Consider the following 24,233-nt stretch of genomic DNA (forward strand, 5'->3'; position numbering starts at 1 on the left):
CAAAAATTCTATCATAGTTAGTTGTAAGAAAGTGGAAATCGGCGCAATAGATGTATAAAATAAAGACTTAGAGAATATGAGGTGAGCATGTGCTTAAAGGAATAGGTAAAAGTCACGGCAAAACAATTATTATGGGAGAACATGCGGTAGTTTATGGCTACCCTGCCTTCGCGATTCCCCTTTTGAGTACGCCCGTGATTGTTAAAATCAAACAGAGTCACGACAGTTCTTTAATTTCAAAGTATTATGCCGGAAAAATTGAACAAATTCCGGATTCATTGTCAGGGGTCAAATATTTGATTGACCTGTTGGATCAGGAGTTAAATCAACAACAAATTAAATATAGTATTAGTATCGACAGCGGGTTGCCCATTGAACGAGGCATGGGTTCATCAGCTGCAATTGCGGCAGCTATGACGAGAGCCTTTTTTGATTGCTTTAACAAAGACCTTGATCAGCAGACACTATTAGATTACGTTAATAAATCAGAAACAATTACGCATGGTAAAGCAAGTGGACTGGATGCACTGACAGTAAGTTCAGAAGATCCAATTAAATTTGGAAAAAATGTTGCTCCAAAGCATTTCAATTTTAATTCCGAAGGTTTTATTGTAATTGCTGATTCAGGTGTTAAAGGTCGGACTAAAGAGACTGTTGCAGACGTTCGGACTATGTATGATGATAATCCCGAAAAAATTGGAGCTTACTTGCAACAACTTGGTGATTATGCGACGAAAGCCAGTGAATATTTAACCAAGGGCAATTTGAAACAATTAGGACTTGTCTTTTCACTTGCCAATGAAATTTTGACCAAATTAAATTTAGCCATCCCCAAAACTGATAAACTAATCGAGTCGGCCAATCATGCTGGTTCACTTGGTAGTAAAATCACCGGTGGTGGTCGTGGTGGCTGTATTATTTGTTTGGCTAGAAATTTGAAAAATGCCCAGATGATCCAAAAAGCTTTGATTAAAGCTGGTGCTGAACAAACTTGGATCCAACCACTTTCAATTTATGCGGAGGACTCAGATATTGACTAGAACTGCACGCGCCTATACTAATATTGCCTTGATTAAATATTGGGGTAAAAAAGATCAACAATTAAAATTGCCTTACACGAATAGCCTTTCATTAACACTAGACCGTTTTTACACGGATACTAAAGCAACAATAATTGATTCTGACCAAGATGTCGTTTACTTAAATAACAAACTACTTGATGCTTCACAAAATAAACGAATTCTCAATTATTTAACAACAGTTCGCAAATTTTATTCGTTTAATGATCACTTTCAAATTGATTCCGTCAATCACGTTCCAACTTCAGCTGGTTTTGCTTCTTCGGCTTCTGGTTTTTCGGCCTTGGCTGCTGCTATTAGTGAAACTAAGCAATTAAATTTGAGTCGCCGGGAATTATCTATCTTGGCTCGAAATGGATCTGGTTCTGCTAGTCGCTCAATCTATGGTGGCTTTGTAGAATGGCAGGCCGGTCATGACAATGAGTCTTCTTTTGCTGTGCCTATAGATGAAACACCTGAAATTGATTTATCATTACTCTCGGTGGTAATCAACAAGCATAGTAAAAAGATTTCTTCGACGGTCGGAATGGAAAATAGCGTAAAAACCTCCCCTTTTTATCCAAATTGGGTTACACTGGTGACTTCAGAGATAAAAGAAATTAAGCAAGCAATTGCTCAAAAAGATCTTCAAAAAATCGGTGAGATTTCCGAACACAATGCGATGAGTATGCACGCTTTAACGCTTTCAGCCGATCCTTCGTTTACATATTTTGCCCCCGAAACAATTCGAATTATTCAACTAATTCAGGAATTACGGCAAAAAGGTATCTTTGCGTATGCTACAATTGATGCCGGTCCAAATGTTAAAATTATATGTACGAAAGAATCGCTCGCATTGGTTCAAGAATACATCGAACAACAATTATCAGACGTAACATGCGTTGTGGCCAACATTGGTCCTGGTATTCAATACGTCTGATACAAATTGAAAGGTATGATATTTTTGTCTACAGGAAAAGCACCTGGAAAATTATATTTGGCTGGAGAGTATGCTGTTGTTGAAACGGGCTTCCCCGCTGTCCTAACATCAGTTAATAAATACGTCACAGTGACGATCAACAAGTCACAAAACGGCGGTACGATTCAGTCAAAGAATTTAAATAAAGAATTGATTCACTGGAATCGTCAAGGAACTGAATTAGTTTTTGATGATTCTGAAAGTCAATTGCAATATATTTTGGCAGCAATTAGTTTTGTTGAAAAATATGCGCTTGAAAAAGGCGTTAAATTAAATTATTACGATTTACTTGTTACAAGTGAACTCGATTCAGAAGATGGTAAAAAGTATGGTCTCGGCTCATCTGCAGCTGTTACCGTAGCGGTCGTTAAAACATTAGGTGATTTTTACCACTTAGATTTATCGGCAATGGATATTTATAAAATTTCCGCCATTTCACATTTATCTGTTCAAGGTAATGGAAGCTTAGGAGATATCGCTGCGAGTGCCTTTGGTGGCATCGTTGCTTACTACTCACCTGACCGAAACTGGATTTTCAATATGATCCGCAATCACAGTATTACCGAAATCTTGTCACTTGATTGGCCTGAACTTCAGATTGAAAGTCTTGAATTACCAAATGATTTGGAATTAACCGTTGGTTGGACTGGCTCTCCTGCTTCAACCTCGATCTTAGTTGACCGAATCGCCTTAACTAAGGCACAAAAAGTTGAAAAGTATCAAAACTTTTTACATGCTAGTCGTCAAAATGTTGAAAACCTAATTGATGGTTTTAAAACTAATAATTCAGCACTAATTAAAGAAATGTTTAGTAAGTACCGTGATCTCTTAGATGATTTAGCTGAATTCAGTGATGTTCATATCGAAACTGAATTATTAACTAAGTTATGTGACATTGCTGAAAAGCTTGGCGGTTCTGCTAAGACTTCTGGTGCTGGTGGTGGTGACTGCGGCATTGTTCTAAGTGATAAAACACTTAATATTGCTGAATTGAAAAAAGAATGGCAACAAGTTGGTATTACCCCACTAACCTTAAAAATCGGAGACACAATTGCTCATGCCTAAACAAGATGCACAAATGCAACGTAAAGTTGAACATCTTTTCTTAGCTGAAAAATTTTTTACTGACGAGTCATTTGCTGATTTTGATAGCGTCCGCCTTTTACACAATGTTTTACCAGAGTTACGAATCAAGGACATTAACTTATCAACTAAATTTCTTGGCAGTGATATTGCTCTGCCCTTTTACTTCAATGCCATCACTGGTGGTTCGAAACAATCGGCACGGTTTAATTCTGAACTCTCTCAATTAGCCCATAAACTAGAGATTCCTGTTTCCAGTGGCTCAATGGGCGTTTATTTGCGTCTACCTGAGGAAACAAGAGCCTCTTTTACAACACTACGGGAAAATAATCCGGATGGTTTAGTTATTGCTAATGTTTCTGCTAAAGTTAATGCCAAACAAGCACAAACCGCAATCGATTTGTTGCAGGCTAATGTTTTACAGATACATATCAATGCCTTGCAAGAATTGGCCATGCCTGAAGGTGATCAAGAATTCTTCTGGTTGGACAATATTAAGAGTATTGTCGCTAATGTCTCAGTCCCTGTCGTTGTTAAAGAAGTCGGCTTTGGAATGTCACAAGAAAATATTTCGCAACTTTATCGCGTTGGTGTGCGAAATGTTGATATTTCAGGTTTTGGTGGTACTGATTTTGCTCAAATTGAAAGTGCCCGTAATCATGAACTAGATTTAACTTATTTGGACAGTTTTTCACTCTCCACGGTTGAATCATTGTTAGAATCAGCCCCTTATCAAAATAAGATGACGGTTTTTGCTTCTGGCGGTATCAGAACGCCGATGGATGTTATCAAGGCAATTCGCTTGGGCGCTAGTGCTGTGGGGATGTCTGGCTTAGTTCTCCATCACCTGCAAAAGTATTCACTCAGTGAAACAGAAATATTCTTCGATGAATTTGTTAAGCAACTGAAAATAATCATGGCTGCGATTGGTGCTAAATCAATTGCGGACATCAAAAAAGCCCCCATCGTTTTCGATGAGCGCTTGATTAATTATATGAAACAACGAAATATTAATTTCTAACGTCTTAATCCTTTGGGATAGACGTTTTTTATTTGCTGATTACTATATCGACCCCAACTGAATAATTTGCCTTGGTAAGATAAGCCAATCCATTTGTTGTCGAAAGCAGGTTTAGTAGTTAAAATCACTGATTCGCCATGCAAATATTTTTCAAATTGGTCTTGCGACAATTCATAAACAGTTTTTAATTCCTCAGGTTTGAGTGCTAATATCCATGCGATATCAGGCTCAAACCTATTTTTTTTGAATTCGCCTAGTTTTAAACCATTTCGCAAAATATGCAATCCTTTGAAACGACTGTCTAAGCTGGCAGCTTGATATAAGAAGTCACTGATTTTAAACCAATTGTTCTCGCCCAAAGTATTTAAATTAGCTTTAGCAAACTTCTGAACTAATTTAAAATCATCTTTCTTCAAGCCATCGTCGATTTGACGTTCCTTTGGTTCAGCAACCTCACCATCTTTGACGAGCTTGCACATGAAGTGACCCTCACCATTAAATTGATCTGGGAACATACGCAAAGCTTTAGTTAATTCAGGATTGCCATTGCCCCACTCAGGACGACCATCTTCCATGCCAGCATATTTTTTAACTTCAGCTAAATGCATATCAGGATATTTATCTAGGAACCAACCGACATTTTGTTCATTTTCTTCTGGTGAAAAAGTACAGGTTGAATATACTAACGTTCCACCTTGGTTTAATAATTTATAAGCAGAATCGAGGATATGTTGTTGGCGATTAGTACATTGCTCAACATATTCTAAAGACCAGTATTTAACTGATTCAGGGTCTTTTCGAAACATTCCTTCACCGGAACATGGAGCATCGACTAAAATCTTGTCAAAAAAGTTATCAAATTTCTTTTCAAAGTCCTTTGGAGAATTATTAGTTACAACAGTATTTGTAATTCCCATTCTTTCGATATTAGAGGACAGAACTTTGGCACGCTTAGCATTTATCTCATTGCTAACCAAAAGTCCCTGAGAAGCCATTTTTGAGGCAATATAGGTTGTTTTACTACCAGGGGCGGCACAGAGATCCAAAATCTTTTCATTTCCTTGGGGATCAACAATCTCAGTCACATACATTGCACTAGGTTCTTGACTGTATACATAACCAGACATGTGATCGATCGAATTACCATCAATATCGCCATAATAGCCAATATTACTGTATTCAATGGGATTAGCTAAAGAATATGAAACATTTTGATAGTTAGCTTTAAGTGGGTTCAGCCGAAAGGCTTCTCGACTATCTTCTTGAATCGCTGAAAACAGTTTGTCTGCTCGCTCCCCCATCAATTTACGATATTTTTCTTTAAAGTCATTACTCAAATCGACTTTCATTAACTTACTCACTCCGTTTAACAAAAATTATTTGCGACAATCCAACTAAAATCGTGATGATGATTGATACCGTCATGAACAAATTGAACGTTCCGTGACTGATGATGACGATTTTCCAACTGACGACTCCAAAGCCGACAACGAATGGCAACAATGTATAAATCAAATAACGGATCAATAAGCCATTACGATAGTTATTCTTTAAATCACCAGTTAGATTGGATCTTGATAAATCATATTTCAATGGTACTAAGATGTAAAAATCAATTGCCACAATCAAGAACAACAATAAGACGATACCAACAAGATAAAGTTCACCATTATTAGTTGTTTCAGCATTTGTGAAATCATCTGTTTGTGGAACATATCGATGCATTGATTTAACATGTAAAACTTTTTTAATCTTATTGAGACTCTCTTTGTTTGAAACAGCCTGCCCATCAAGAACCGTTGTCACTTGATTAATATGGTACTTCGACTTCGGTTGATTTGGTGACAGTGAAACTAAAGTTTGCGAGTTCAAAATATCAGCTCCATCAAACCCAATATTACCGATAACTGATATATATCGATTATCTACCTTTATGTAGGATTGACTTTGAGGTTTGTACGCTTCAATTTCTGAAGTCTTCCCTTGAACTGCAAATGGTATTTGGGAAGTAAAATCATCAATTGAAAAATAACGACCAGATATAATTGGCAACTTATTAACTTTGCCATGACCATAAATATAGCCAATATCACTATTACTCTTTTCAAAGAAAATAACCTGATAACTTGAAAGTTTCTTTGTCTGGTTTAATTCTTGAACAGCTGTAACTAAATTCTTTTTAGAATTACTTTTTAAAACAACTGCTTCTTCGCTCATACCTAAGCGATTCATTGTATTATTATATTTGATTGAATCACTCTTGGAAATGGCGACACCAGTCAAGAGGATTGCTAAGAAAATAATAATACTCGAAATTATTTTTTTCATAAAAAATTCACCTATAGATTTGTCTTACTGGTACTTCATTTTACACTAAACAGCAAGCGTCTGGAATAAAACTAATTAAAACTGCGATGTTCCAAATAAAAAGAAAATCAACTGTGACTATTGGCTTCTCAATTATCACAGTTGATTTTCTAATTTTAAATATTTTTTAAGGGAGTAAAACAATGTTTTCTTTATCCTTCAATATTGGTGGACTATCCTTGCCACAATTAAAATCTAAGCTTAAGCAAAATGACATTGGACTCAATCCCAGCGCAGAAAAGTTACTAACTGATCCAAGGTTAATTATATCTTCAAAATCACAATTAATAACCTTACAAGTTATGCCAGTTGCCGCTTTACATTTAACAAAACCTGCCACTTTGCCAAATATCTTGGGAGCAGCTCAAGAACAAGGATTTAAACTTTGTTCACTCGAAATGGCTCTTTATTGTCGATTGTTTTGGAAAGATCAACCAGTTAGTAATGACAATGTTATGCATCGCCACAAAGCACCTGATTCCTCAGTTACAATTGCTTCGCCGGTTATTACATCAGCTGTCGACCAACCCAAGGGATTTTATTTACGCAATGTCAATCGGAAGCTTTGGCTCCGAGGATATATTTGTGATGATGACTTTATTTGGAATCCTAATGATTTGTTTGCTTTTCAAAAATAATAGCTTACTTAACTAAATAAAGTTGATCATGCACTAAATCGTAACGTGAATAAACTTGATTGATTTTTTCAATTCGTGGGTCATCAATCAAGTTAGCCTCATCCCAAAATTCTTTACTATCAGTTGCTCCGTTTTTTTCGCCAATAACTAAGAAACTAGCATCTAACTGGCGCATTTTTTGTAAAACTTGATAGTCAATATCTTCTCGATCAGGACTCCAAGCAACAATAACATTATCAACTTTATGGCCGTATTTTTCTAAAGCCGAAAGTGCATCTAATGATTCAATTTCAGTCATTTTTAAATTACCGGTTTGATTGTATTTAGACCAACTTAAATCATCTGTACAGTAAGTTTCAACACCTACATCACGTAGGCCTTTTGATAAATAGCCATTGCCCGCCATTAATTCCAAAAAAGTCTCATTGGGAAATTCCGCTTTAATTGCTGCCGCAAAATCTTGCGTGATTGTTGCCCAGTAACCAAAACGCGTCTGTAAATAAGTTCGAAATTCACCTAAGTCATGATCGAATTTTTCTAAGTGTGCTGCCATCGTCTGGAATTCAACTTCATTCAAATTGACGTTGCTTTCCATGTAGGAAGTGATCTCTTTTTCCTTCAATTGAAACTGTGGGAAATGATATTTAGGTAATTCATTATTAAGCAAAGCCTGACAAATTCGTTCCATAAATTTGATACGGGCATTGAACATCATTCCATTTGGTAAAACTGCTGTATCTTCTCGTAATCCATCAATATAATTCATGTTTTTCCCCCAGAATTAATTTACCGATAATACACTTGGTATATTCGAGAATTATCTTACTAGAATTTTAATCAGACTTAAAGTTATTACTACTTAGATTCCCTAGAAACCACTGTTTATTAACATTCAGTTAAATTTTGATGATGAAACTGCCACAATTATTTCCAATAATAACGAAAAAGTGTAATATCTTAGTTAGTACATGTACGAGGTGAAATATGGCAGAAAATAATAGAAGACGACGGCCTCAAAAGGAAGAAGAAAGCGGTTGGCAGTTCTGGTTACAAACCATTGCCTTAACGATTGCCATCTATGCAGTTTTCTTTCTCGGGTTTAAGTTCATTCTCTCAAACGATAAAGTTTCTGGACCTTCCATGCAACCGACCTTTGAAAACGGTGATAAAGTCATTGCGACAAGACATTCAAACATCAGTCGTGGCGATGTCATTGTTTTAAAGGCTCCGGACGAACCAGGATCATTTTATATTAAGAGAGTCATCGGTCTACCCGGTGATACCGTTGTTTCTAAGAACAACAAGATCTATGTTAATGGTAAACTATACAAGGAAGACTTCCTCAAGGCTGGTAATAAGGTTAAGGAACCTGATACTAGTCTCTATGCAGGCAAGCCTTACAGCTACACGTATAATTTCACTTTGAGCACTTTAGCTAAGAATTCGCCTGAATGGCAACAACGTTACAGCAGTTCTTACCTAAAGAAGATCGAACAGAATAACAAAGTTCCTGCTGGTACCTATTTTGTAATGGGAGATCACAGAACAGTTTCCAAAGACAGTCGAATCATTGGTTTCATCGATAAGAAGAGTGTTATCGGTGAGGTCAAGTGGCGTTACTGGCCATTGAACAGATGGACAATCTTTTAAATCGAAGTTAAAGATAACTTATTGGAGGTATTTTCATGGATAAACCAAATATTGCTGAAATGATTATTCAGTACGAAAAAGATAAAGATATGACTGATACACAATTTGCATTTGAGAGTCACATCTCAGTTGAACGTGTTCATAATCTAAAATCAGGTGACTATGAACCCACAGCAGACGAAAAGAAGACAATCTTGGAATACATTAAGCTACATCAATAAAATGTAATATTTGTAGTTTACCCTGATAACGATAGCCAATAGGTTATCGTTTTTTTGTTTTTCTCTCACTTCCGCCACAATATCTTATAACCGGTGGCTAAATATCTTTTTTATGATTTTTGAGATTAATAAACTATGTTTCATTTAGTTTGGAAAATAGAAACCATTTCAATTGGAAATAAAACCATATGTCATATAATACAGATAGATTGTTTATTAATATAACTTATAGTTTTATTTAATGAGGTGCTTGGATGTTTTTAGGAAATGTCATTCGTGACCATAGGAAACAGTTACATCTAAATCAACAACAGCTTGCCACAGGTATTTGTACGCAAACTGTTATTAGTCGAATGGAAAATCAGAATATCTCACCTTCTGTTGATGTCCTGATTCAAATATGTCGACGGCTTGATCTTACTTTAAACGATGTTTATTCTGAGTTTCAGGCATTACCATCTTCCAATTTATTGAATGATAAATTAATACAAATTACTAATTTAGTTCAGCAAAATGAATTTAATCAAGCTAATAAATTATTATTATCTTTAAAAACAAATGATTTAGGTTCCTACCAACAAGCTCAGTTAGCATTTCTTCGTGGCAGGATTGCTTTATCTACCCAGGAAGGTGATCTAGCAGTCTTTCAATTTAATTCCATTTTGACGATGGCTCCTAATCAACATAATGCCTTGTGGAATTTTTTGGCTAATGTCGAACTTGGACAAATTTACCAAGAAAAACAGCAGATTGAAATTGCTCAACACTATTTTAAAGTTGCTACTGGAATTAATGTTTCAACTTCCACATTAACTGAGACACTTTATTATCGTGAATCGTTATTACGTCTCAGTAAGTATTTCTCAGAATGCAAAGAGTTTGGACAAAGTAATAAGTTAATTAATTTAGTCTTGAATAATAACCACGATGAATTGGTTGTAGCACAGTATACTGATGAGTTTTACTATTTAGCAGCCGTCAATACGCTTATCGATACTAGTAGTAATCGTAATCAGTCCAGTCATTTTCTAATTTCAGCGATTGCCTTTGCGGAATATAATCAAAATGATACTTTAATGCAAAAGATTACTGAATTGATGCATCAAAACCAAATTACGGAGTTGAAAATCAAATCTTAGTTTTTATCACCTACGCCCAATAAATCATATGGACTCAAGTAACGGGTCTTCATGATTATATCAACGATTGTATTGACATCCTCTGGTTCATCTTTTGAAAGCCAATATTTTATTGTATCCATCAAGCCAGAAACAATTATTTCATACGCATAATCGTTGGGAATTTGTGAAGCCATTTTATCATTACCTTTTTTGAGATATAAACCTTGATCTATTACGTGCCGAAGAATTTTTTTAACTCGTTTTTCAAATGAAGTTCCGTTACTTGCCATTAAAACTTTGACCAGATCAAATTCTGATGCAACATATTCCATTATTGTTGTTAGAACTGTATATGGTTCCACGCCCTGTGTAACATCTTGATATTGCATTGTCGTATCTAGATTATCTTTTAACTTGATATTTAACTCTTCTAAAATCGTATCCTCAAAATGTGCTACCAAGGCATATTTATCTTCATAATGGGCATAAAAAGTACTGCGATTAATATTTGCTATTGAAGTAATATCGCGAATACTCAAATGTTCAAATCCCTTAGTCTTCATCAAATCGATGAAGGCTTTTTTTATTTTTTCATTCGTTTTAGTTTTTCTTTGCATATTGATTCCACCTTAATCCAACACTTTTGTCATTATTGCTGGTTGTTATGTACCTCGGGATGAATTAATCTTTCGTTAATGCAACACAGTGTTTATATAAGGAGATAATAACATGTCATACATTGAAGTCAAACATAGTTCCAAAATTTATAATATGGCTGGTAAAGATTTTTACGCCAATAATGATATAAGTTTCGAATTAGAAAAAGGTGAACTAACGGTAATTGTTGGTGCTTCAGGTGCTGGTAAATCTACCTTGCTTAATATTTTAGGTGGAATGGACTCAAATTCTAAAGGACAAGTCATTGTTAACGGAAAAGAGATTTCCAATTACTCTGATCGCCAAATGACTACATATCGCCGTAAAAACGTTGGATTTGTTTTTCAATTTTACAACCTCATCCCTAACCTAACATCGATCGAAAATGTAGAATTAGCTTCACAAATTGTGTCAGATGCTTTAGATCCACTTGAAGTTATGCAAGAAGTTGGTTTAAAAGAACGAATCAATAATTTTCCAGCCGAACTATCTGGTGGTGAACAACAACGAGTTTCGATTGCACGAGCAATTGCTAAAAATCCTGATTTACTCCTGTGCGATGAACCCACGGGAGCACTGGATTATAAAACCGGGAAAAGTATTTTGAAAATGTTACAAGATTTTTGTCATAATTCACATAAAAATGTCATCATCGTCACTCATAACGGAATGATTAAACCTATGGCAGATCACGTAATTGAAATTGGCGACGGTAAAGTTAAATTAGACAAATTGAATACTACTCCCACGCCAGTAGAACAAATTGAATGGTAGGTGTTTGGAATTGAAAATATTAAATAAAAATATCTTACGTGAATTCAAGTTTTCGCTTGCTCGTTTTATTTCAATAGCTACCCTACTCGCTTTAGGAGTTTTCATTTTAATCGGCCTAAAAGTTACTGGCAATGATATGAGACAGACGGCCAATAACTATTACACCAGTCATAAAATGGCCGATGCAGTAATTAAAAGTACCTCAGACATTTCTAAATCTGATCAAGATAAAATCAAAAAATTCAATCATATCAAAACGATAGAATTTACAAACAATACTGATGGCCTGATTTCTGGCAGTAACCAAAGTATTCGAGTTCAAGCCAAAACAACTAAATTATCAATTAATAAGTTAGCATCAGGACGTTTACCAAAAAAAGATAACGAAATTGCATTAAGCAGTCGTGCAAAAACTAAGTATAAAATAGGCGATTATATTACCCTAAATAACAAAAGCCATAATGAGTTATCAAGTTTGAAACATTCTAAATATAAGATAGTTGGTTTTGTAACATCAGCTGATTACCTACTCAAGCAAAACCTCGGTGCTACTAATGTTGGTACCGGACAAATTGATACTTATGGTGTTGTTACTAAAGAAGCTTTTAAGTCTACTACCCCATCCATAGCCTTAATTAGCTACGATAATTTGATAGGCACCAGCTATTCAAATAAATATGAAAAACGAGTTGAAAAAAATGTTTCTCAAACCGAATCAGATGTAAGAAATCTGTCCCAAAATCGACAAAAATCAATCATTTCTCAATTTGACAAACAACTAGCTGCTCAAATGCCAGCCTTAACAAAAGCCTACGGTAGTAAAACAAACCAAGTTATTGCTAAGGAGAAAAAACAAGTAGCTAAGAAATCTCAAGCTTTAACTTACACCATTCAATCTCGTAATGATTACAATCAAGGCTACAACCAATATGGTGAAGATGCTAAGAGAATTGATGTACTTTCAAATACCTTCCCTCTAATCTTTTTTGCCGTAGCTATTCTAGTTGTCTTAATTACCATGTCTCGTATGGGTGAAGAAAAACGTCTGGAACTAGGAACCTTACGAGCACTTGGCTATTCAAAATTCTCAGCAATGAAAGTCTTTTTGCTTTATGGTTTCTTAGCTAGTGCCCTAGGCACTACGATTGGCGCTTGGTTAGGAACAACCTTCTTGCCAAGAAAAATCTTTGCTGCCTATACAGCTAATTTCGTTATCCCTAATTTCATTACACCTATTTCTTGGTCGTGGATAGGCTTATCATTTGCTATCACTATTCTATGTACAGTCTTACCTGCTGTATATGTAGCTGGTAATTCACTTAGAGAAAAACCAGCCACGTTGATGTTGCCCAAACCTCCTAAAAAGGGTTCTAAAATTTTATTAGAACACATTCCCTTTTTGTGGAAGAGATTCTCATTTAACTATAAAGTTACGTTAAGAAACTTATTTAGATATAAATTTAAATCCTTAATGACCATCGTTGGTATTCTGGGCTGTACGGCACTGTTAATTACTGGTTTTGGAATTAAAGATTCATTGAGTGGAATTGTTAACACACAATACAAAGATATTATTCACTATGACATCATTGGCATGTATAATACTTCTGATTCAGGCGATAATATTGATAACTATAAAAACTATGTTAAAAATCTTAAAGGTGTTAAATCACAAACTTCCATTTATTACGAAGGAGTCACTGCTAAATCATCGGATATGGTAAATAATCAGCAGATTTCTATGATTATTCCTAAGTCGAATGACAAATTCTCAAAATACGTAACATTGCAAACACCTTCAGCACATAAAAAAATTACTTTGAGTTCCAATGGTGCTACGATTACGCAAAAATTGGCTAAAGTTATGAACGTAAATGTTGGTGACAAAATGACCATTAAAGATTCTACTGGCAAAAAACATAAAATAAAAGTCGCTTCCATTACGGAAATGTATGCCGGTCATGATATTTACATGAGTTCAAGCTACTACAAAAAAGTATTTAACAAATCGGTCTCATATAATTCGCTTATGATGCGTTTAACAAATCGATCTGAATCAAATATTGATAGTATTTCACGTAAATTGACAAAGCAGGCAGCTTCAAAAACAGTTATTCAATCAGATGATGCTAAACAGACTATTAACAATATTCTCAATGGATTAAATAATTTAGTTTTGATTATCATCATTGCTGCTTCATTATTAGCATTTGTCGTTCTGTTCACATTAACCAACATCAATGTATCTGAACGAATCCGTGAATTATCGACTATCAAAGTCCTTGGTTTCTATCCAATGGAAGTTGTCATGTATATTTATCGCGATACATTCATCCTAACGATTATTGGTATACTATTAGGCTACGTTGGCGGTGGTTGGCTACATAATTATATTATGCAAACTCTACCTCCAGAAACAGCAATGGCTGACTTAACGTTACTATGGTCAAACTTTACCATTTCTGGATTAATGACTATTATTTTCTCAATTGTTGTAATGATTTTCATGGCACGTAAAATTAAAAATGTCGATATGCTTGGAGCACTAAAATCCGTCGACTAAATAGAAAACACCACTTACTACTGGCCCTAAAATGCCTGCAGTAAGTGGTGTTTTTATTTTGAATTTTCTTCTAAGTAATCATAAATACGACTGTCATGGAAATAAACATAAACACCTTTAACACCACGTTTTAACAAAACATTCATCGAATTACGGATAATCGCTTTTTTAGCTTCCGAAACATCTTTCAAATCAGCTTGATGACGTTTCTTGAATGCTTCCTGATCTTCATATTTATCAATGTCGATTTTTATCTTGCCATCTCCAGCATAAACAATTGATGGTCCGATGATAACTGCCACGTAATTCAAATCAAATCCCTGTACAGTATAAATTGAACCAATTTCATCAATCGTCGATTCTTTCTGTGCCCAAGTAACATTAGAATAATTATATTGATCCCAAGGTAAGTGAAAATTACCTTCGTTCACAAAATGCTTTTTGCCATCCAAAGTGGAAGGATAGTCAGCCGTGGCAACAATTCGTGATTTTTGATAAGTTTCATTGTCTAATCTTAATTGTTGATACATTTTTTCGGCATCAGGGTAAATTCTAAAATCGTATCCTTGATAACTTCCACCTAAAAAGCTCTTATTTTTCTTTGTCACTTGCTTTACTGTCAAATCATTAGTCAGAGTGTCAACCCACTTTAAAACACTGTGAGAAGCCTGCATACGCATTTGTACATGCAGTGTGGCGAGTTGATAGTGGAGTTGGAATCTCTTAACCAAATTATCAATAACTTTTTGAGACCAAAAACTCTTTAATTTCAAAACTTGCCGTTCATCATAAACAATAATGACAACCTTGCTCAGTTTAATAATTTCTTCTAATTGATTATTTTGCTCAAAATTGTTGTATCGATCGGCTTCACTTAGTAATAAATGAGCCTCGTCAATCACGACTACATCCGGATTTTTGTGTTCCTTATTCATCCGATTTATAAAAGTAGTTGGACGTAGGAAACGATTTTTGCGTAGTTCTTGATAACCTCCCGCATTCTCTTGATAGACCTTTAATAATTCGGGATGGTTAACCAAAAAATAATTATCGGTTCCATTCTTCTTAGCAGCTTTTTCTAATTGTAAAAACAATTGGGTCAAAATAACGCTTTTACCAGTGCCGGCATCCCCGTTCAATTGAAACAGGCCTTGGGTCTGGGCTGATAAATTATTTTGACAAAAATCTAATATTTCATTAAAAACATCTTGTTGTTCCTCCGTCAGATGTTTATCAGGTAAAACAGAATCTAACATAAAAAATATCTCCTAACAAAAATAGCACACCCTAAGGTGTGCCAAAATAACTATTCGTCACTCTTTAGAACGCCACCAACAGCATAGTGTTCCTTTTCCATTTCATTTAAAACAACGTGAACGTGTTCTGCAGGTGCACCTGTGTTTTTAACAATAGCTGCAGTTACGTCTTTGACCATACCTCTAAGTTGTTCTTCAGAACGGCCAGCAATTAAATCAATGTGTACTAATGGCATAATAATTCTCCTCAGTAATTTTAAGATAATTTCATTATACCAAAAACAACCTTAAAGGCTGATAAAAGATGATATTTAATCAAACTGACTGTTATATAACTTGGCATAAAAGCCGTTTTTATTTAACAAGCTCTGATGATTCCCTTGTTCAATAACCTGACCATATTTAATAACCAAGATCTGATTAGCCTTTTGAATCGTTGATAAACGGTGAGCAATGACAAAACTAGTTTTATTCTTCATAAGGTTGGCCATTGCTTTTTGAACATCAGCTTCAGTTTGACTATCAATTGATGCTGTCGCCTCGTCCAAAATCAAAACCGGTGCTTCAGTAATAAATGCCCTAGCAATACTCAACAATTGCCTTTGCCCTTGTGATAATTGAGAGGCATTTTCACTCAGTAATGTATCGTAACCATCTGGTAACTGTCTAATGAATGTATCAGCATTGGCCTCAATTGCCGCCCTTTCAACGTCACTATTAGATGCATCAGGGCGCCCTAAACGAATATTTTCACGAATACTCATTGTAAATAGAAATGACTCTTGTTGGACTATCGCTACATTTTTTCGTAAATCGGCACGTCGAATCTTTGTCATATCATGACCATCTAACAATACATGTCCTTTTTTAAGTGGATAAAGATTCGTCAATAAATTCATGATAGTTGTTTTGCCAGCTCCAGTTGGACCAACTAACGCCACAACTTCTCCTGGATCTGCCACCAAATTGATATCATTTAAAATCATCCGTTTATCATAAGCAAATGAAACATGATCAAAGATAATATGGCCTTGAGCTTTCTTCAAGGAAATCGCTTCAGGATTATCTTTTTCTTGTGATTCATCAATCAATTCAAAAACTCGTTCAGCACTAGCTAATGATAGTTGTAAGGTGTTGATCAAATCTAAGACGTTATTGATGGGACCAGTGAAATTTCTTAAGTAAATTAAAAAAGTAAAAATAACTCCGACTGTGATATTGCCGTAATGACCAATGATGGAAACAGCTCCAATCGCCGTGATCAATACATAGGCAACGTTGTTGGTCATATTATTAAATGGACCAATAACGGATGATAATGCCTGTGCTTTATAGGCTGCCTTAGTATATTGACGATTTACTTTATTAAATTCTGACATTGTGGAATCAGTGTGATTGAATAGTTGAACTAATTGTTTGCCACTAACAGATTCTTCAATCTGGGTATTTAATTCACCCAATCGATTCTGCTGATTAACAAAAGCCTTTTGCGTCAATTTGGCGATAGCCTTAGAAAATAAGTAAGTCGCAACCGTACTGAGCAATGTAACTCCTGTTAGTAGTGGTGACAAAATAATCATTGCCAATCCCATACCGATAACACTAATTACCCCGGTAAACAACTGGACGAACGTCTGCATTAATGCCGTATTAATATTGTCAACATCATTTGTCAAACGACTCATGACATCTCCATTATTATGCGTATCAAAATATTTCATTGGTAAACGTTGAAGGTTACTAAAAACATCTTGCCGAATTTTTGTACTAACTGCTTGTGCGACTTTAATTGTGACTGAATTTTGAAAATAGGTAAAAATACTAGCAATAACATACATTGTGGCCAACAATGCACAAACTATTAACAGTATATGTAACTTATTTTGGCTAATGTACTTATCAATGACGATTCCGTTAATACGATTGCCGATTACAGTTGTCAAAGTAGTCACTATGGTAAATGTAAAAACGAGCATTAACTTAGAACGGTAATCTTTCAAATAACTACCGACTCGAAAAATTGTTTTTTTCCAATTAGTTAAAGAAACTTTTTCACGATGAATATTACGAGGGACTCTTCTACGCATCAAAATCAACATCCCCTAACTGTGTTTGAATCAAGTCACGATAAAAGTTTGATTTTTGAAGTAACTCTGCATGAGTACCTTGAGCGGTTAATTTACCGTCTTCCAAGACAATAATCTCGTCACAATTCATCACATTAGTTACCCTTTGCGAAATAATCAACGTAGTTTTATTGTGTCGCAGTTTTTGTAGATTTTTCTTAATTTGAGCATTTGTGGCTTGATCTACGGCACTTGTCGCATCGTCTAAGACCAAAATATTACTGTCAGGGACAATTGCTCGTGCTAAGTTTAAACGTTGCCTCTGACCACCAGAAAAGTTTTTCCCCGCTTGTTCAACAGGAGCTAAATATTTTTTTGATAAACGGTCAATAAACGTAAATGCTTGTGTAACTTTTGTTGCTTGATTTAATTCAACATCAGTCGCTTTGATAGCACCATACGTTAAGTTGCTTTTTATGGTCCCAGAAAATAGTAACGAATCTTGTAATGCAACCGCTATTTCTTGATGTACAGTAGCTAGACTCATCTTCTGAATATCAATACCACCAAGTTTAATCTGACCCGAGTATTGATCATACTGTCGCGTCAACAAATTAATCAATGAACTTTTTCCGGAACCAGTAGCTCCAATAATACCCAACCATTGGCCAGACTTAACGTGAAAGCTAATGTTATCTAGAATTGGTTTGCTAGTTTGATAGCCAAATGAGACATTTTCAAAGTCAATCTGATCATTGCTTGGTCGCATATCAACCGTCGTTACTTGTTGTTCAGATTTTGCTTCATCCAATACAGCCTGAACCCTAGTTGCACTAGTAATTGCTCGTGAAAAGGCGGTAATAATATTGACTGTCATAATCATGGCACTAGTAATTTGAATCATGTAATTAACGAAGGCAATGATTTGTCCGTCACTTATCGTATGACTAATCGCCAAACTGCCACCATAAGCTAAGGCAATGACAACACCTAAATTAAGCATTAGCTGAATTACTGGTGACAAAATGACTGTTACCATTGCTGCAATTTGAGAATTATTTTGCAATTGTTGGTTTTGTTCGGAAAATTGTTGTAACTGATGATTCTCCAAAACGTAAGCCTTTATTGTCTTAGCACCTTGTAAATTCTCACGCATAACCTGATTAACACGATCGACGGACTGTTGCATTTGTGTATATTTGGGAATACTTTTTCGAACAATAATTAATAAGAAAACTACTAAAAATGGCATGATAATCAACAAGATAGGTGCTAAATCGGGACAAACGATAATTGACATAACTACCCCACCCAATAACAACATTGGAGCTCTAACTAGACCACGAGTTACCATCATAACTAAATTTTGCATTTGCGTTACATCATTAGTAATTCGAGTAATCAATGTGGCTGGAGCTAAGCCATTAGGCTGACGGTTTTTCAAAGCAATTTCTAACATGTGACTTCTTAAAGATTCACCCATTTTTAATGAGGCATAGCTTCCTAAAGCACCGCAAGTCCCACCGAAACTTAATCCTAAAATAGCAAACATTAACATTAATAACGCATGCTGAATAACGAAAGTTAGATCACCTTTAGCAAGGCCTTGATCAATTATTTGCGACATTAGAGTTGGTTGTTGTAAATCACAAAAAACCTCACCTAACATGATTATTGGTGCAAGAAAAAAGCTCCATCTGGCTTTACCATGTGTATGCTGCATCACGATTCGAAACAAAAGAATCACTTCCTAAAAAAAACGCCACGAACTCCATAACCTAGTAAGGACTAAGGATTCCGTGACGTCTGTCGAATTATATGATTTTATCTTAGTACAAGATTATTTTTGAAACAAGTTTAATGGAACGAAATATTAATTAAAATATCGTATCAAAAAAAGCCCCAACTTTTCCGTCAGGACTTAAATAATAACTAATTAATGGAATACACGTTTAACGCCGGCAATGTTACCACGACCACCGTAAATTGAATGTACTTGAACAGCAAATGGCCATGATTCAATCATAGTATTTTTGTCCAAAAGAATACCGACGTGCCAAATAATTCCAGTTGAAGGGTCAGTGAAGAAAATTAGATCTCCACGTTGACGATCATTGAAGTTTACATGTGGCATTCTATCATCTGCCCAGTAGTCACGACTGTTCCATTCATGACCTGGTTGAGCGTGTTGAATAGCAGTAATTGGGGCTGAATCAACACCTGAAGCATAAAGTGCTTGTGTCACAAGACCAGAACAATCAACACCATAATCTGGTGAACTAGCTGCACCTGTGATCCATGGTTGACCTAAGTATTTGTATGCTTGGTTAATCATAGCTTCGATGTGATCTGAACGTGTACTTGTGATGTTTGTTTGTAATGGAGCAACGTATGAATCAATACCATACCATGTGCTTTCAACAAAGCCCATTGCTTCCCAAGTCTTCAAATCAACAACACCAGTTACAGGCAAACCTTTTCTAGCTTGAAGTGCACGAACACTAGCAGTTACTGAACCATCGTAGATTGTGTGAACGTTTGAGTAACCGAAATATTTTCTAACTAAGTAAGTCTTGATACCTTCAACACCGTTGTATAGATCGTAACCAACGTTACCACCACTAGGTTGAATTTGACTGTTGGAAATTTGTAGCCAGCCATTTGGATTTTGGTAAGCAGCGGCTGTTGTAGCATCATCACTGTTTAACCAAACGTTGTTAGCAATTTGGTAGTAAGTTAAACCATTGGCACTATCAGTACGATTGTATTTCCAAACTGAATTGGCACCAAGATTTGGTTGACCACTCTTAACAAAACCTTGTGCTGTACGTGAATAATTTACAGCACCTGATTGCTTAACACGAACGATACCATCAGCAGCGTTACCATAAGTTAAAATAACATCATTACCATCGGTATATTCGTTTGTAGCAACACGATAATAGCTCTTACCATTGTAGCTTAAGTTTTCATCAGTAAACCAAGGAGTGTTAGGTCCAAGTTGACGGTCAGTAATCAATGTACCATCTTGTTTGTAAAGTTGTGTTGCTTGACCTTTAGTTGTAACAATACCCTTAATTTTAGTAACGTTAGCTGCACTGGCATCAGCTTGTGTAGTAGCTGTTTGATCAGCACTTGTTGTGTTGTCGTCAGTTGTTGCAGCAGTGTTAGTTTGGTCAGTCGTATCAGCTGTGGCTGTAGCAGGTGTTACAGCTTGGTCAGCTTGTTGATCAGTTGCAACTGCTTCAGAAACAGCGGCGGTTGCTTGAGAAACGGCTTGTGTTTGTGAGTCGTTAGTTGTTGTAACTTGGTTGTTGTCTGTTGTTGTGTCAGCTTTAACAGTTTGTTGAGTTGTAACAGCCAACATTGTTAGTGCTAAACCACAAACAAAAGATAGTTTTGCCTTTTTATTCATCTTTTTATCCCCTAATAACTTATTGCACGCCGTTTTTGCGTGTTCCAATTGTTAATAAATTGATTAATCCCCATTTGAAGTGTTTGGTCTGTCCAACAATCGTTGTAATAAACGTAATTTGAATCATAACCAGTGACTACTAAAGCATGGTATGGGAAGCCATACAAGGTGTGCCATGTAACAACTGGGTGACCGATATTGATTTGATATTTAATAGCGTCAAAGTTTTGGCCAGTCAAATCTTTAGCAGTTCCAGCATATTTTTCAACCAAGTTCATCAAAGCTGATGGGAAAATAGTAATTCCTGTTTGATCCCAAGGTTGACCGATATAACCATAATTTGGATCACTGCTACGTGGCATTTCACGAGCCATTTGCATCTTATCGACTTTGGCTCCCGCGTATTGCAACATCATCGTAACAGCAGTAATTTCACAACCATTTGGTAATTCTGGACGTTGTGCAATCAAAGGTACACCAGAGATCCAGTCAGAATCCTTATATTGACCACCATTAACAACAACGTAGTCTTGTGGAATCCAAGTATCATCACCAATTTCGTACCATTCTTTACCATTGACCTTAGTATGATTACTAATCTTCCATGTACTACCAGTTGGCAAATTATTACCTACATAAGTAGCTTTATTACCGTAGTTTTGGAAAGTATGCGCGCTGGAACCCTTTTGGTAAACAACGGTTGCATTACCTTGATATGCTTGAACATTTGAAGTAAATGTTCCGTTATTGCTATTGGCAAATTCATTAGTTGCTACTCGATAATAATTGCTACCGTCACTCATTGAATTATAAGTGTCAGTATACCAAGCAGTGTTTGGACCCAAGGCACGGTCAGTAATTTGTGAACCATCGGCGCGATGTAAATATGTCAATTGACCACCGACAGTATAAACTCCATCAACTGGTTTAGTTCTAACAATGGTCGTCGTTTGAACTTGAGTTGGTGTCGTTGTTGTTGCTGTAGTATTCGTAGTTTGTTGAGCATCTTGAGTCTGTGTTTGAACAGGAGCTTGATCAGTTGTTTCTGTTTTTGGCGTTGCAGTATTCACGTCAGGAGCAGCTGATTTGGTTTGTTCAGAAGCGGTCTGTGTATCGGCTGTGGCAATACTTTGACTGACATTTCCTTCAATATTGTTATTTACGGTGTCGGCTTTAACAATATTTGTTGAAAGCAGACAGCTAGACGCAAACAAAGTTGCGTAAAGTAGTTTTCTTTTTAACCCCATATACTTCTATTACCCTTCATATTTGACTGTAAATCAAAAACATATATATCGTTTATGAGCACGCCCCCCTACATCATCTGCATGATAAAAAATCACAACTGTGTAAATTTTGACACTCACTCATTCGCGATTAATTTTATCAATACTTTAATATGATAAGTATAACATCAGAGTATTTCAAAAAAGAATAGCTATCAGCAAAAAAATCGGGATAAATTCCTATTTTTAACAATATACTGATTCTTCAAGGTAGATACGAAAAAGCTCTATACTTCAGCATAACGCTTGGAAGTATAGAGCTTTTTGTATTTAAAATTCGAAAATATTTACTCTAGAAATATCGGTTCCACTTATTTGAATGTTACTTGACTAGCCATGACCCACTCATTAGTAGAAACACGATACATAGTCTCTCCATTAATTTTAGCCTGCTTGTCAGTTACAAATCTAGAGTTTTTAGCCAATGCACGATCACTCTTTTTACCAAAATCTGTATACAATTGTGCTGTTTCACTTGGCTGAACAGCACCTCTTAAAGGTAATATTTCAATACCATCATCAGCTTTGACCCACTCATTGGTAGCTACACGATAATATTTTGTACCATTAATAAATGAAAGTTTATCAACCTTCCAGTCAGTAGCTTTAGCTAAGCCACGATCAGTAATTAAAGATCCATCTAATTTATACAAATTTTTATTCGAATTGGAGTGTGTTTGAATAGTTGTGAGATAATCCGCTGTTTTTTGAACATCATTAGCCTTTATCCAATTACCATCTGACAATTGATAGTAAGTAACACCGTCGATAACATTTTTCTTAGTTATCGTGTAATTAGTAAAGTCTGATAAGTTTAATGTATCAAGATAAACTCCCGTGGCACTGTACATTGAAATCGGTTCACTACCAAGAGTAATGGTGAATGGACTAATGGACGAAATATTAGACTTCTCAGAATCGCTTGAGTTATGTTTAGGTACACTTTTTGCACTAACAGTGATAGTAGCTGTTTCACTTATATCTTTATTTTCTTTAGAAGTATATGTCACCTTGTAAACCCCAGGCTTTGAAGTATCTACTGTATCACCACTGATATCTACATCGTCAATTGTTCCGGGATTTCCCTTATTATTAGTCACAGAAACTAATCCTTGTGAGTTATCCCACTTGTCTCCAACTGTTAATGAAACATTTTTTGTTTTGATTGCAGTTAGCGTATATGGTTGAGTAATTGTTGTGTCGGCGGTATAAGTCTTACCATTATAAGTTACTATACCGTCATATGTAATTACTAATGTGTCAGCGGACTTAGCATTAGATACTTTCACTACATTGTTTTCAACCTTTACATCAGCCGTATTATTTGTAACTGTTCCTTTAACATTCGAAATAGTTTCATTACCAGATGTCCCGATGTACGACTTTGGATCAATTGAAAATGATTGGTCAGTTATACTTTTAGTTGGTTCAACTAAACTTTGGTAGCCAATGTTCAAGTATTTTATTTTTGGTAATTTAGTTAAAACATCGAAATTTGTAATACTGTTTGTTCCTAAAGATAACTCCTCTAAATTAATAAGATTTTGAATGGGAGAAATATCCTTAATGGAATTAGAAGTAAAATCTAAACTAGTCAAATTTTTTAAATTTTTAATAGGTGAAATGTCAACAATACCATCACTATCTTTTTTTAGAATTAGATTCGAATAAGCTTTATTTCCGCTAAATGTTAACTTAGATAAATTTGTAGCATACTGAATTCCTTCAATGGATTTTATTGATCCCGGAGCATTCGATTCTATTAAATAGTTCAGAGAAAACTGTCCCTGAAAACGTCCAGTATCATCATCATGTAATAATCCCACATTGTGTTTAGTCAAAGGTAAGCCATACCAAGAATTTACCTCATAAGATACAACGGTTTGTAAATTTTTGTCTGGCATCCATGAATCAATATCATCTTCACCACTAACACTACTACTTGGTTCCTCAACAGTAGTTGCTGCTTGAATGGGAACATTCATTAGCGTACTAGATATTAATAATCCCGCCGCACCGCTCACAAATACAAGAGTAATTAACTTTTTCATAAAGAAGCATCCCCCTTATAAATAATG

The 24,233-nt window shown here is 35.5% G+C and carries 21 protein-coding genes; 10 read left to right on the forward strand and 11 right to left on the reverse strand.

The window, feature by feature from the left end; genetic code table 11:
• Nucleotides 1–89 precede the first annotated feature (89 nt).
• The 4 genes from mvk to fni are packed head-to-tail and all read left to right on the forward strand — an operon-like array spanning nucleotide 90 to nucleotide 4,141.
• Complete coding sequence (gene mvk, locus FD31_RS00205; RefSeq protein ID WP_147007274.1) at nucleotides 90–1,040, forward strand: mevalonate kinase; 951 nt, start codon at nucleotides 90–92, stop codon at nucleotides 1,038–1,040.
• Entirely contained in the window at nucleotides 1,033–1,998 is a 966-nt protein-coding gene (gene mvaD / locus FD31_RS00210) for a diphosphomevalonate decarboxylase (RefSeq protein ID WP_083483532.1), read from the forward strand. Before mvk ends, mvaD begins: the two co-directional genes overlap by 8 nt.
• Before the next feature lie 24 nt (nucleotides 1,999–2,022).
• Nucleotides 2,023–3,102 (forward strand): phosphomevalonate kinase, encoded by a 1,080-nt coding sequence (locus FD31_RS00215; protein WP_235805312.1) that lies wholly within the window; start codon nucleotides 2,023–2,025, stop codon nucleotides 3,100–3,102.
• Nucleotides 3,095–4,141, forward strand: coding sequence for a type 2 isopentenyl-diphosphate Delta-isomerase (fni, locus tag FD31_RS00220; RefSeq protein WP_057890751.1), 1,047 nt, complete (start codon nucleotides 3,095–3,097; stop codon nucleotides 4,139–4,141). Before FD31_RS00215 ends, fni begins: the two co-directional genes overlap by 8 nt.
• Here the strand turns inward: fni and FD31_RS00225 are convergent.
• Nucleotides 4,138–5,490: an RsmB/NOP family class I SAM-dependent RNA methyltransferase gene (locus FD31_RS00225; RefSeq protein ID WP_057890752.1), complete on the reverse strand. Its 1,353-nt coding sequence runs from the start codon at nucleotides 5,488–5,490 to the stop codon at nucleotides 4,138–4,140. The two genes, fni and FD31_RS00225, sit on opposite strands and share 4 nt — an antisense overlap.
• A 4-nt stretch (nucleotides 5,491–5,494) precedes the next feature.
• Entirely contained in the window at nucleotides 5,495–6,469 is a 975-nt protein-coding gene (locus tag FD31_RS00230; protein WP_057890753.1) for a hypothetical protein, read from the reverse strand.
• A gap of 182 nt (nucleotides 6,470–6,651) precedes the next feature.
• Between FD31_RS00230 and FD31_RS14350 the strand changes: the two genes are divergently transcribed.
• On the forward strand, nucleotides 6,652–7,146 hold the full coding sequence (locus FD31_RS14350; protein WP_235805313.1) for a hypothetical protein: 495 nt from the start codon (nucleotides 6,652–6,654) through the stop codon (nucleotides 7,144–7,146).
• Between the two features lie 4 nt (nucleotides 7,147–7,150).
• On the opposite strand, the gene FD31_RS00240 is transcribed toward FD31_RS14350, so the two are convergent.
• A complete protein-coding gene (locus tag FD31_RS00240) occupies nucleotides 7,151–7,912 on the reverse strand; it encodes a hypothetical protein (RefSeq protein WP_057890754.1) in 762 nt (253 codons plus the stop codon).
• Nucleotides 7,913–8,130: 218 nt separating this feature from the next.
• Between FD31_RS00240 and lepB the strand changes: the two genes are divergently transcribed.
• From lepB to FD31_RS00255, 3 genes are all read left to right on the forward strand, one after another.
• Nucleotides 8,131–8,796, forward strand: coding sequence for a signal peptidase I (lepB, locus tag FD31_RS00245; protein WP_057890755.1), 666 nt, complete (start codon nucleotides 8,131–8,133; stop codon nucleotides 8,794–8,796).
• 35 nt (nucleotides 8,797–8,831) lie between these two features.
• Nucleotides 8,832–9,017, forward strand: a complete 186-nt coding sequence (locus tag FD31_RS00250; RefSeq protein ID WP_057890756.1) for an LBP_cg2779 family protein — start codon at nucleotides 8,832–8,834, stop codon at nucleotides 9,015–9,017.
• A 254-nt stretch (nucleotides 9,018–9,271) separates the two neighbouring features.
• Complete coding sequence (locus FD31_RS00255) at nucleotides 9,272–10,156, forward strand: helix-turn-helix domain-containing protein (RefSeq protein ID WP_057890757.1); 885 nt, start codon at nucleotides 9,272–9,274, stop codon at nucleotides 10,154–10,156.
• Here the strand turns inward: FD31_RS00255 and FD31_RS00260 are convergent.
• A complete protein-coding gene (locus FD31_RS00260; protein WP_057890758.1) occupies nucleotides 10,153–10,755 on the reverse strand; it encodes a TetR/AcrR family transcriptional regulator in 603 nt (200 codons plus the stop codon). The genes FD31_RS00255 and FD31_RS00260 overlap by 4 nt on opposite strands.
• 112 nt (nucleotides 10,756–10,867) lie before the next feature.
• On the opposite strand from FD31_RS00260, the gene FD31_RS00265 reads away from it, so the two are divergent.
• Entirely contained in the window at nucleotides 10,868–11,569 is a 702-nt protein-coding gene (locus tag FD31_RS00265) for an ABC transporter ATP-binding protein (protein WP_057890759.1), read from the forward strand.
• A gap of 10 nt (nucleotides 11,570–11,579) precedes the next feature.
• The gene (locus FD31_RS00270) at nucleotides 11,580–14,132 is read left to right on the forward strand and encodes an ABC transporter permease (RefSeq protein ID WP_057890897.1); all 2,553 of its coding nucleotides are present in this window, start codon (nucleotides 11,580–11,582) and stop codon (nucleotides 14,130–14,132) included.
• Nucleotides 14,133–14,185: 53 nt separating this feature from the next.
• Here the strand turns inward: FD31_RS00270 and FD31_RS00275 are convergent, their stop codons facing one another.
• The 7 genes from FD31_RS00275 to FD31_RS00305 form a co-directional block, all read right to left on the reverse strand.
• Nucleotides 14,186–15,388 carry a DUF2075 domain-containing protein gene (locus FD31_RS00275; protein WP_057890760.1) on the reverse strand — a complete coding sequence of 401 codons (1,203 nt, stop codon included), beginning with the start codon at nucleotides 15,386–15,388 and terminating at the stop codon, nucleotides 14,186–14,188.
• Between the two features lie 50 nt (nucleotides 15,389–15,438).
• Nucleotides 15,439–15,630: a 2-hydroxymuconate tautomerase gene (locus tag FD31_RS00280; protein WP_371862659.1), complete on the reverse strand. Its 192-nt coding sequence runs from the start codon at nucleotides 15,628–15,630 to the stop codon at nucleotides 15,439–15,441.
• Nucleotides 15,631–15,699: 69 nt separating this feature from the next.
• Nucleotides 15,700–17,487 (reverse strand): ABC transporter ATP-binding protein, encoded by a 1,788-nt coding sequence (locus FD31_RS00285; RefSeq protein ID WP_057890762.1) that lies wholly within the window; start codon nucleotides 17,485–17,487, stop codon nucleotides 15,700–15,702.
• Nucleotides 17,468–19,192, reverse strand: coding sequence for an ABC transporter ATP-binding protein (locus FD31_RS00290; protein WP_057890763.1), 1,725 nt, complete (start codon nucleotides 19,190–19,192; stop codon nucleotides 17,468–17,470). The genes FD31_RS00285 and FD31_RS00290 overlap by 20 nt, the downstream gene beginning before the upstream one ends.
• A gap of 198 nt (nucleotides 19,193–19,390) precedes the next feature.
• Nucleotides 19,391–20,869, reverse strand: coding sequence for a peptidoglycan-binding protein (locus tag FD31_RS00295; protein WP_057890764.1), 1,479 nt, complete (start codon nucleotides 20,867–20,869; stop codon nucleotides 19,391–19,393).
• Between the two features lie 11 nt (nucleotides 20,870–20,880).
• Complete coding sequence (locus FD31_RS00300) at nucleotides 20,881–22,116, reverse strand: C39 family peptidase (RefSeq protein ID WP_057890765.1); 1,236 nt, start codon at nucleotides 22,114–22,116, stop codon at nucleotides 20,881–20,883.
• A gap of 350 nt (nucleotides 22,117–22,466) precedes the next feature.
• A complete protein-coding gene (locus FD31_RS00305; RefSeq protein ID WP_057890766.1) occupies nucleotides 22,467–24,206 on the reverse strand; it encodes an SLAP domain-containing protein in 1,740 nt (579 codons plus the stop codon).
• Between the last annotated feature and the right edge of the window lie 27 nt (nucleotides 24,207–24,233).

Origin of the sequence: Companilactobacillus nantensis DSM 16982 (assembly GCF_001435815.1) — a bacterium.
GTDB lineage: Bacteria > Bacillota > Bacilli > Lactobacillales > Lactobacillaceae > Companilactobacillus > Companilactobacillus nantensis.